This window comes from Luedemannella helvata, assembly GCF_039528415.1.
Taxonomy (GTDB): Bacteria; Actinomycetota; Actinomycetes; order Mycobacteriales; family Micromonosporaceae; genus Luedemannella; species Luedemannella helvata.
In genome coordinates this window covers 114202-124084 of record NZ_BAAALS010000018.1, presented here as the reverse complement: position 1 = coordinate 124084, position 9883 = coordinate 114202, and the positions used below count along the sequence as shown (strand labels likewise).

At 72.0% G+C, this 9883-nt stretch carries 12 protein-coding genes; 9 read left to right on the top strand and 3 right to left on the bottom strand.

Annotated features, from left to right (window positions below):
• From ABD191_RS18865 to ABD191_RS18840, 6 genes are all read left to right on the top strand, one after another.
• Positions 1 to 305 (top strand): WD40 repeat domain-containing protein (locus ABD191_RS18865; RefSeq protein WP_425560762.1); only part of this gene is annotated, 305 nt, incomplete at its 5' end.
• 298 nt (positions 306 to 603) lie between these two features.
• Positions 604 to 1311, top strand: coding sequence for a saccharopine dehydrogenase family protein (locus ABD191_RS18860; RefSeq protein ID WP_344083459.1), 708 nt, complete (start codon positions 604 to 606; stop codon positions 1309 to 1311).
• Complete coding sequence (locus tag ABD191_RS18855) at positions 1308 to 1685, top strand: hypothetical protein (protein ID WP_344083456.1); 378 nt, start codon at positions 1308 to 1310, stop codon at positions 1683 to 1685. Before ABD191_RS18860 ends, ABD191_RS18855 begins: the two co-directional genes overlap by 4 nt.
• Before the next feature lie 16 nt (positions 1686 to 1701).
• Positions 1702 to 2187 (top strand): hypothetical protein, encoded by a 486-nt coding sequence (locus ABD191_RS18850; RefSeq protein ID WP_344083453.1) that lies wholly within the window; start codon positions 1702 to 1704, stop codon positions 2185 to 2187.
• A gap of 45 nt (positions 2188 to 2232) precedes the next feature.
• Entirely contained in the window at positions 2233 to 3237 is a 1005-nt protein-coding gene (locus ABD191_RS18845; RefSeq protein ID WP_344083450.1) for an aldo/keto reductase, read from the top strand.
• Between the two features lie 15 nt (positions 3238 to 3252).
• The gene (locus tag ABD191_RS18840) at positions 3253 to 4209 is read left to right on the top strand and encodes a LysR family transcriptional regulator (RefSeq protein ID WP_344083447.1); all 957 of its coding nucleotides are present in this window, start codon (positions 3253 to 3255) and stop codon (positions 4207 to 4209) included.
• Positions 4210 to 4214: 5 nt separating this feature from the next.
• Here ABD191_RS18840 and ABD191_RS18835 read toward each other — a convergent pair whose 3' ends face one another.
• The 3 genes from ABD191_RS18835 to ABD191_RS18825 are packed head-to-tail and all read right to left on the bottom strand — an operon-like array spanning position 4215 to position 7404.
• On the bottom strand, positions 4215 to 5273 hold the full coding sequence (locus ABD191_RS18835; RefSeq protein WP_344083444.1) for a zinc-binding dehydrogenase: 1059 nt from the start codon (positions 5271 to 5273) through the stop codon (positions 4215 to 4217).
• The gene (locus ABD191_RS18830; protein ID WP_344083441.1) at positions 5270 to 6721 is read right to left on the bottom strand and encodes an aldehyde dehydrogenase family protein; all 1452 of its coding nucleotides are present in this window, start codon (positions 6719 to 6721) and stop codon (positions 5270 to 5272) included. The genes ABD191_RS18835 and ABD191_RS18830 overlap by 4 nt, the downstream gene beginning before the upstream one ends.
• A 38-nt stretch (positions 6722 to 6759) precedes the next feature.
• Positions 6760 to 7404, bottom strand: coding sequence for a TetR/AcrR family transcriptional regulator (locus ABD191_RS18825; protein ID WP_344083438.1), 645 nt, complete (start codon positions 7402 to 7404; stop codon positions 6760 to 6762).
• An 83-nt stretch (positions 7405 to 7487) separates the two neighbouring features.
• On the opposite strand from ABD191_RS18825, the gene ABD191_RS18820 reads away from it, so the two are divergent.
• From ABD191_RS18820 to ABD191_RS18810, 3 genes are read left to right on the top strand one after another with little or no spacing between them, the layout of a single operon-like run.
• A complete protein-coding gene (locus ABD191_RS18820) occupies positions 7488 to 8246 on the top strand; it encodes an SDR family NAD(P)-dependent oxidoreductase (protein WP_344083435.1) in 759 nt (252 codons plus the stop codon).
• Positions 8247 to 8260: 14 nt separating this feature from the next.
• On the top strand, positions 8261 to 9433 hold the full coding sequence (locus ABD191_RS18815) for an acyl-CoA dehydrogenase family protein (protein WP_344083432.1): 1173 nt from the start codon (positions 8261 to 8263) through the stop codon (positions 9431 to 9433).
• Positions 9430 to 9882: a MaoC family dehydratase gene (locus ABD191_RS18810; protein WP_344083429.1), complete on the top strand. Its 453-nt coding sequence runs from the start codon at positions 9430 to 9432 to the stop codon at positions 9880 to 9882. Before ABD191_RS18815 ends, ABD191_RS18810 begins: the two co-directional genes overlap by 4 nt.
• Position 9883: the final 1 nt, after the last annotated feature.

Below are 9883 nucleotides of genomic sequence, written 5' to 3'. Positions count from 1 at the left end.
GGTCGGTGGTGTTCTCCCCCGACGGCACCCACCTCGCCACTGGCGGCGATGATCGAGTGGTGCGGGTGTGGGATGTCGATAGTGGAGAGCGGATGGGGACGCTGGTCGCGCTCACTGATGGTGGCTATGCGGTGCTCGGCGCAGACGGGAGCTACAAGCTGCGCGGGCAGGTCAACGGGGAGTTCTGGTACGCGGTCAACATGGTGCGCTTCGAACCTGGCGTGCTCGACAAGTACGTGCCCGCGATCAGGCAGGTACCCGAAGAGACTCCTTTCCTGAAGATGGCCGGCAAAACAGGCCCATAACGGACTCCAATGTCCTCCACCTGGAGACGTCACAACGTCGCCGGTCTGGCCTTGAGGACCGATTCACCAATCCAGTGCGTTGCTCATCCGCGAGAAGCGGGACAAGCTATGCCGCCACTGGTGGCCGGCGCCCGTGCGACCCGGTGATCGGGGCCAGCGCCGCCGGGGACGATGACCGCCTCCATAGCGGCCGCACCGACGCCCCCCGGAGGCATGCGCGCCGGTAATGCCTAGCCTGTCGGACCCGCAGTGGTGCTCAGAGCCGTGCCGCTTGATGCTCAAAGCGGAGGTGCTCTTCATGCAACCCATCGAGGTACCCACGACGCGGTCGCGATCGTCGGAGGCCCGACCGTGGTCGGGCGAGGGCTCGGTCGTGATCGTCGGCGGGTACGGCGCGGTCGGCAGGGTCGTCGCGGCGACGCTCGCCGAGCGCGGCGTCCCGGTCACCGTCGCCGGTCGCGACCTGCGTCGCGCCCAGGAGCTGGCGCGCCGGCATCCCGACGTGATGACCCCACGACGCGTCGATGTCGACCAACCCGACGAGCTGGAAAGTGTGCTCGACGGCGCCGCCGTGGTCGTCATGTGCGTGGAACGCCGCAACGAGCAGGTGGCCCACGCCTGCCTGGAACGCGGCATCCACGTCGTGGACATCAGCGCCACCCCAGCCGTACTCGACGCCATCGAACGGCTGGACACGGTGGCCGAACGCGCCGGGGCGACCGCCGTCCTCAGTGTCGGCCTGGCGCCCGGGCTGACCAATGTGCTCGCCCGCTGGTGCGTGGCGCGCCTGCCGTCGGCGGCGTCCGTGGACATCTCGATCCTGCTCGGCCTCGCCGGCGATCACGGGCCGGACTCGGCCCGCTGGACGATGGACAACCTCACGTCCCGGGAACGGTGGGGGCGGGGCCTCGGCGGGTCGCGCTGCCCGGGTTCGGGCGGCGTACCGTCCACCCGTTCCCGTTCTCCGACCAGCGCACCCTCACCCGGACGCTGGGCATCCCGGTGACCACCCGGGTGTGCTTCGACTCGGCGGCGGTCACCGCGGCGCTGTTCGGCCTGCGCTCCGCCGGCGTGCTGCGCGTCCTGGGTCGGCTCGGCGCCAGCGCGGCGCTCGCCTCGGCTTCGGCGCGCCTGCGCGTCGGCGGCGACCGCTTCGTCATCCACGCCTGCGCCACCGACAGCGATGGCGGACGCGTCGCCTCGGCGGTCACCGGGCGCCAGGAGTGCCGGGCCACCGGGGTGGTGACCGCGCAGGTCGTCGAGCAGCTCCTGCGTCAGCCGCCGCCGGCCGGCGTGTGGCACATCGACCAGGTGGTCGCGGCGGACGAGTTCCTACGCAACCTCCACCAGCACGACCTGACCATCCACGACGAGATCTGACCTGGAGGTCCCGACCATGGCACACACGTTCACGCAACGCTACGGGCCGTTGAGCTTCAAGCTGACCGCCCTGCTCTACGCGACGACGTTCGTCCACCACATCTACGGCGGGTTGGCCTTCCGCAGCACGGAACGTACGGTGCTCGCGGTCGTCTTCAGCGTCGTATTCCTGATCACTTATCTGATCTACCGGCGCGCGTCCGCGCGGCGCTGGGCCGCGACGGCGTACTGGCTGTTGGTCTATGGTTTCTGGGTGGGCCTGTTGGGCCTGTTTGAAGGGTTCTACAACCACACGCTGTTCGTCGTACTGCGCGCCAGCGGGTACACCGGCCTGGACCGGCTCTACGGCGCGGCGAGCGACGCGCGGATCTCCGACGACCTGCTCTTCCAGGCGACCGGCGTGCTGACGTTCGTGTTCGCCGTCGTACTCGGCCTGACACCGTTGCTGGCCCGCAAGCGCATCCAGCTGATGCGCGACGTCCGCCAAGACCTCGCAGGCTGACGGCGGTAGCTGATTTCAATGACGACGAGACACGGGGGACGCGACATGGAGTACACCAGCCTTGGCCACACCGGCCTGCGGATCAGCCGGCTCGGCCTGGGCACGATGACGTTCGGGCGAGAGGTCGACGAGGCCGGGAGCCACCGCCTGCTCGACCACTTCACCGCAGCGGGTGGCACCCTCCTCGACACCGCTGACTCCTACGGTGCCGGGCGGTCGGAGGAGATCATTGGCAGTTGGCTGCGGACGAGGCGGCGCGAAGAGATCGTGCTCGCCACGAAGGTGCGCTTTGGCCCGGGCCCCCACCGCCGGGGCCTGGGCCGCACCCACATCGTGCGCTCGGTGGACGAGAGCCTGCGGCGGCTCGGCACGGACTACATCGACCTGTACCAGGTGCACATGTGGGACTACGGCACCCCGGTCGAGGAGACCCTGCGTACCCTCGACTCGCTGGTCACGTCCGGGAAGGTGCGCTACCTCGGCATCAGCAACGTCGCCGGTTGGCAGTTGCAGCGCACGGTGTTGACCTGCCGGCTCATGGGCTGGGAGCCGGTCGTCTCCCTGTCGCCCCTCTACAACCTGCTCGACCGTGAGGCCGAGTGGGAACTCATTCCCGTCTGCCTCAACGAGGGCTTGGGCGTACTCCCGTGGAGCCCGCTGCGCGGGGGTTGGCTGACCGGCAAGTTCCGCAGGGGCACCCGGCCGGCAGCCGGGCAGACCCGCGTCGGCGACACGACCGGGAGCGCCCCGGACTGGACCGAGGCCTGGGAGAACTACGACGACGACCGGACCTGGGACGTGATCGACACCCTCGTGGCCGTCGCGGAACGGGCCGGGCGTACGCCGGCGCAGGTGGCGCTGAACTGGCTGCTGGGCCGGCCCGGCGTCAGCGCGCCCATTCTCGGCGCGCGATCGCTGCCCCAGCTCACCGACACCATGGGTGCCATCGGCTGGGAGTTGGACGCCACCGACCGTACCCGGCTGGACGATGCGAGCCGCAAGCGGTTGCCCTACCCGTACTCGCTGCTGGAGGACCTGCGCGACGCATGACCATACGCTGGACGCATGCTTGACATCTGGACGCTGCGCGTCCTGGTCGAGGTCGCCGACCAGGGATCGTTCACGGGCGCGGCGGAGAAGCTGTCGATGACCCAGCCGGCGGTGTCGCGGCAGATCGCCGGCATGGAGCGGCGGGTCGGCGTGTCCCTGTTCCGGCGGGTGCCGCGCGGGGTGCGGCCGACCACCGCCGGTGAGGTGGCCGTGGAGCAGGCCCGCGACATCCTCGCCCGGGTCAACGCGCTGGAGGCGCGGCTGGGCTCGTTCACGGACCTGGCGACCGGCCACCTGCGGATGTCGGCGTTCCCGAGTGCCAACACGTGGCTCATGCCGGAGGCGATCCGGCGCATGAGTCGGGCGTACCCCGGCCTCACGCTGAGCCTCGTGCGGACCGGGCCGGGTGAGGCGCTCGCCGCCGTCCGCGACGGTACGGTCGACCTCGCGCTGCTCACGGAGTGGGAGCTGTACCCCGATCTGGTGGCGGCCAAGCACGACGCGACCCAGACCACGCGGCCGATCGAGACCATCGAGGGCGTGGAGCTGGTTGCGTTGCTCGACGAGGAGCTGCTCGTCGGCCTGCCGGCCACCCACCGCCTCGCGGACCAGCCCCGGGTACGCCTGCGCGACCTGCGCGACGAGGTGTGGGTCGAGGGCGGCTTCCCGGACTGCCTGGGTCCCCTCCCACAGCTCGCCGGGGCGCTCGGCGGCCCGCCCCGGATCGGGTTCTTCTGCGAGGACTGGAACGGCAAACAGGCGCTGGTGGCCGCCGGCGCGGCCGTCACCCTGGTGCCCACCCTGGCGCGCTCGGCGGTCCGGCGCGGGGTCGTCCTGAAGCCCACCTCGCCGCGCCTGCCGACCCGCCGCCTGTTGGCCGCCACGACCGCACCGCCGTTCCGGATGCCAGCCGCGACGGCGATGCTGTCGGTCCTCACCACCATCGCGGCCCGCAACGCCGCCCGCGGGTGACAACCTCAGTCCAGGACGACCACCGAGCGGGCGCCCTCGCCGCGCATCATGCGGGCGAACGCCTCGGGGGCGTCGTCGAGACCGATGAGGTCGGTGATCAGTGGGGACAGGTCCAGTGTGCCGTCGCGGATCTCGGCCGCGAGCGGCGGTACGTCGCGGTCGGGGTCCGAGGAGCCGTACACGGAGGCGCGCAGCGTCCGCGCCGAGTGGAAGATGTCGAGCGCCGACAGGCTCAGCAGGTCGTCGCGGCCGCCCATGCCGACGACGGTGACCGCTCCCCCTCGGCGGGTCGCGCGCCACGCGGCGCGCATGGTGACCGCCCGGCCCACGCACTCGAACGCGTGGTCGGCGCCCCGACCCTCGGTCAGGCCGCGTACCGCTCTCGAGAGGCCGTCGTCGGAGACGAGGTAGTCGGTGGCCCCGGCGGCGAGGGCGAGCGGCCGCTTGGCGTCCGACACGTCCACGGCGATGACGCGGGAGGCGCCCGCGGCGCGAGCGGCCACCACCACGGCGAGGCCGACGCCGCCGAGCCCGATGACGACGACGGTTTCCCCGGCGGCGACCCCGGCGGTGCGGCGTACGGCGCCGACGCCGGTGAGCGCGGCGCAGCCGAGCAGCGCGGCGACGGGGAACGGCACGTCGCGGGGCACCGGGATCACCGCGTGCGCCGGGACGACGACCTGCTCGGCCAGCCCGCCGACGCCGAGTGTCACGTGCAGTGGCTCACCGTCGGCGGTATGCCCGCGCGGCACGGACGGGCCGCTTGTGGTCGCGCACAGCCACGGCTCGCCGTGCGCGCAGAACCAGCAGGCGCGGCACGGCGGCGACCAGTTGAGCACGACGTGCTCGCCGGCGAGCGGCCCGTCGCTGACCACCTCACCCGCCGCCTCGTGGCCCAGAACCAGGGGGTAGGCCGGGGCGAGCGTCCCGTTGACCATCGACAGGTCGGAGTGGCACACCCCGGCCGCCCGGATCCGCACGCGCACCTCCGTGGGCCCGGGCTCGGGCAGGACGACATCCTCCACGCGCAGTTCGCTGCCGCGCGCCACGACCGCGCGGGTCATCGCTGGATCGCCTTGATCTGCTGGAACTCGGCCAGGCCGTGCGCGCCAAGTTCGCGCCCGATGCCGGACTGCTTGTACCCGCCGAACGGGGCGAGCGGGTTGAACGCGCCGCCGTTGATGTCGACCGCGCCGGTGCGCAGCCGGCGTGCCACCCGCAGCGCGCGCTCCGGGTCGCCGGACCAGACGGCGCCCGCGAGCCCGTAGCGGGAGTTGTTGGCGATGGCCACGGCCTCGTCCTCGTCGTCGTAGGCGAGCACGGCCAGGACCGGGCCGAAGATCTCCTCCTGGGCGACGACGCTGTCGGGGTGCACGTCGGCGAGCACGGTCGGGGCGACGAAGTAGCCCTTCGCCGGCACGTCGGCGTCGAGCCCGCCGCACACGACCCGGGCGCCGTCGGCGACGCCCTTGGCGAGGTAGCCGCGCACGCGTTCGCGCTGCCCGGCCGACACCAGCGGCCCGAGCCGGGTGGCCTCGTCGAACGGGTCGCCCAGCGCGTAGCCGGCGGCCATCGACGCGGCCAGCGCGACCGCCTCCCCGTAGCGGTCGCGGGGCACGAGCATGCGGGTCCACGCCGTGCACGTCTGGCCCGAGTTGAGCAGGCAGTTGCCGACGCCGACCTTGACGGCGCGGGCCAGGTCGGCGTCGTCGAGGATGACGTTGGCGGACTTGCCGCCCAGTTCCAGGGCCACGCGGGCGATCCGGTCGGCGGCGGCCCGGCTGACGTGCGCGCCCGTGGCGGTCGACCCGGTGAAGGACACCATGTCGACGTCCGGGTGCCCGGCGAGCGCGGCGCCGACGACCGGGCCGGTGCCGGTCACGAGGTTGAGTACCCCGGGCGGCAGGCCGGCCTCGTGCGCGGCGTCGAACAGCAGGTACGCCGTCAGGGGCGTCAGTTCGGCCGGCTTCACCACGACCGTGCACCCGGCCGCGAGGGCGGCGCCGACCTTCGCGACGACCTGGTGCAGCGGGTAGTTCCACGGGGTGATCGCGCCGACCACGCCGACGGGTTCCCGGACGACGAGCGAGTTGCCGACCTCCTCGGTGGCTTCGGCGGTCGCGGCGAGGGAGACGTAGGACTTCAGCACGGCGAGCGGCAGGCCGGCTTGCACGCGGGTCGCGACCTTGAGCGGCGTGCCCAGTTCCCGGGCCACGGTCGTCGCGATCAGCGGCGCCCGCGAGGTGAGCGCGTCGAGGAGCCGCCCCAGGTGCGCGGCGCGGGTGGCGGCCGGGAGCGCCGACCACGGCCCGAACGCGGCCCGGGCGGCGCGCACGGCGGCGTCCACGTCGGCGGCCTCGCCCGCCGGGACGGTGCCGATGACCTCCTCGGTCGTCGGGTCGGTCACCTCGATGACGCCCGTACCGGCCGGCGCGACCCAAGCGCCGTCGACGTAGAGGTGGTCGCGACCGGTGAGGTGCGCGGCCGCGCGGGCGGGGTTCGGGACGGTCATCGGTGACTCCTCGATCCGACAGTGCCTAGCAGTGCAAGTTAACCCGTGGGCGCGCCTGTGCCAAGGCCCTCGAAGACCTGCGTCAGGCCGGCCAGCAGGGCGTCCAGCCCCAGCTCGAACGCGCCGTCGTCGACGCTGCGCTGGTGGCCGGCCAGCCGGTGGGCCTGGCTCAGGTGCGGGTAGTGCGCGGCGTACAGCTCGGGGTCCTCGACGAAGCCGCGGGCGAACGAGCCCAGCGCGGAGCCGGCCACGTAGTAGCGCATGAGCGCCCCGACGTGGGTGGCGCGCGCGGGCGGCCAGCCGGCCTTGACCAGCGCGCCGTAGACGGCGTCGGCGATGGCCAGCGACGCGGGCCGCCGGCCCGGGCCCTGGGCCAGGTACGGGACGATGTTGGGGTGCGCGGCGAGCGCCGCCCGGTAGGAGTGCGCCCAGGCGCGCAGCGCGTCCGCCCAGTCCAGCCTGCCGAACATGCTCGTGTCGACCGTCGCCACGATCTCGTTGGCCACGGCGTCGAGGATGTCGTCCTTCGTGGCGAAGTAGTGGTACAGCGACGGGCCCTGCACGCCCAGCTCGGCGGCCAGGCGCCGGGTCGACAGCGCGTCGAGGCCCTCCGCGTCGACCAGCGCGGTGGCCGCAGCGACGATGCGCTCGCGGGTCAGCAGCGTCCGGCGCGGTCTCGCCACGACACCCACCTCTCAACCGTAGACAGCATAAAACTATCAGCGCTAGATTATTGCAGAGACTCACCGTCGAGGAGAACACACCTATGGACCGATACGCAGGCAGGGTCGCGCTCGTCACCGGCGCGGCACAGGGCATCGGCGCGGCCACCGCCCGCCGACTGGCGGCCGAGGGCGCGTCCGTCGCCGTGGTCGACCTCGACGCCGAGCGCGTCGAGCCCGTCGTCGCCGAGATCGAGGCCGCCGGCGGCGTCGCCCGCGGGTACGCCTGCGATGTCACCGACGAGGCCGCGGTGAGCGACACGGTCGACCGGGTCGCGGCCGACCTCAACCAGCTCGACGTGCTGGTCAACAACGCCGGCATCACCCGCGACAACCTGCTGTTCAAGATGCCCGCCGCCGAGTGGCACGCGGTGCTCGAAACCAACCTGACCAGCATGTTCTACTGCTGCCAGGCGGCGCAGAAACACATGGTGGCGGCCAAGTACGGCCGGATCGTCAACCTCAGCTCCCGCTCGGCGCTCGGCAACCGGGGCCAGGTCAACTACGCGGCCGCCAAGGCCGGCGTGCAGGGCCTGACCGCGACCCTCGCGATCGAACTCGGCCCGTTCAACATCACCGTCAACGCGGTGGCCCCCGGCTACGTCGCCACGGCCATGACGGCCGCGACCGCGCAACGCGTCGGCTTCACCCCCGAGGACCACCAGCGCTACGCCGCCGAGCACACCCCGCTGCGCCGCGTCGCCCAGCCCGAGGAGATCGCCTCGGTGATCGCCTTCCTCGGCAGCGACGACGCCTCGTACGTCAGCGGCCAGACCCTGTACGTCAACGGTGGCGCACGTTAACCGAAAGGACCATTGTGGACTTCGCGCTCAACGACGAGGAAAAGGCGGTCCGGGACACCGTCCGGGCCTTCATCCGCAAGGAGGTCATGCCCCTGGAGCAGGAGGCCCTGCGCCGGGAGCGGGCCGGCCGGCCGGCCCTCGACCGGGCGGAGCTGCGCGAACTGCAGCAGCGCGCCCGTAAGTTCGGCTTCTGGGGGCTGGACACGCCCGAGGAGTACGGCGGCATGGACCTGCCGGCCGTCCTCCAGTCGCTCATCTGGACCGAGTTGGGCCGCACCTGGGTGCCGTTCCGGTTCGGCGGCGAGGCCGACAACATCCTGTTCCACGCCAACGAGGAGCAGAAGCAGGAGTTCCTCATCCCCACCATCGAGGGCGAGCGGATCTCCTGCTTCGCGATCACCGAGCCGGGGGCCGGGTCGGACGCCGCGAACATCAAGCTCACCGCCAAGCGCGACGGCGACGACTGGGTCCTCAACGGCGAGAAGACGTTCATCACCAACGGCAACGACGCCGACTTCGTCATCGTGGTCGCACGCACCGACCCCGAGCGCAAGGCCAGCGACGGCGGCGCCACGGCCTTCCTGGTCGACCGGGCCATGGGCTGGCGCTCCGAGCCGATCCGCACGATGGGTGAGGCGGTTCCCGCGTCGCTGGTTTTCACCGACGTGCGGGTGCCCAGCCGCAACATCCTCGGCGAGGTCGGCCAGGGGTTCACGCTGGCCATGCAGTGGATCGGCAAGGGCCGCTACCTCATCCCGTCGCACGCCGTCGGGTACGCCGAGCGGGCTCTACAGATGGCCATCGACTACGCGAACACGCGCGAGACGTTCGGCGCGAAGATCAGCTCGTACCAGGCCATCCAGTGGATGATCGCGGACGCGGAGACCGAGCTGGAGGCGGCCCGCTGGCTGATCCTGCGCGCGGCCTGGACGGTCGACCAGGGCCTCGACGCCCGGCACGCGTCCTCGCACGCCAAGCTGTTCGGCGCGAACATGGCCAACCGCGTCGTCGACAAGGTGCTGCAGATCCACGGCGGCATGGGCTACACCCGCGAGCTGCCGATCGAGCGCATGTACCGCCAGGCCCGCCTACTGCGCATCTTCGAGGGCACCGACGAGATGCAGCGCCTGATCATCTCGCGTGACCTGCTGCGCGGCTACACCAAGATCGGCGGTCACCTGGCATGAAGGTCTTCACCAGTATCGACGACCTGACCGCCGCCGTCGGTGAGCCGCTCGGACCCACCCCGTGGTTCCTCATCGACCAGGCGCGCGTCGACGCGTTCGCCGAGGCCACCGGCGACGCGCAGTGGATCCACACCGATCCGGAGCGCGCCAAGGCCGGCCCGTTCGGCGGCACGGTCGCCCACGGGTACCTCACCCTGTCCCTGCTGCCGATGCTCGCCAAGGACCTGTACCGGGTCGAGGGCGCCACCATGGGCGTCAACTACGGCCTCAACCGGGTGCGGTTCCCCGCGCCGCTGCTCGTCGGCTCGTCGATCCGCATCGGGGGCGAACTGCTCTCCGTGGAGCCCGTGCCCGGCGGCGCCCAGCTCACCGCGCGGATCACCGTCGCCACCGACCGCGGCGACAAGCCCTGCTGCGTCGCGGAAACGGTCAGCCGCGTCTACTTCTAAC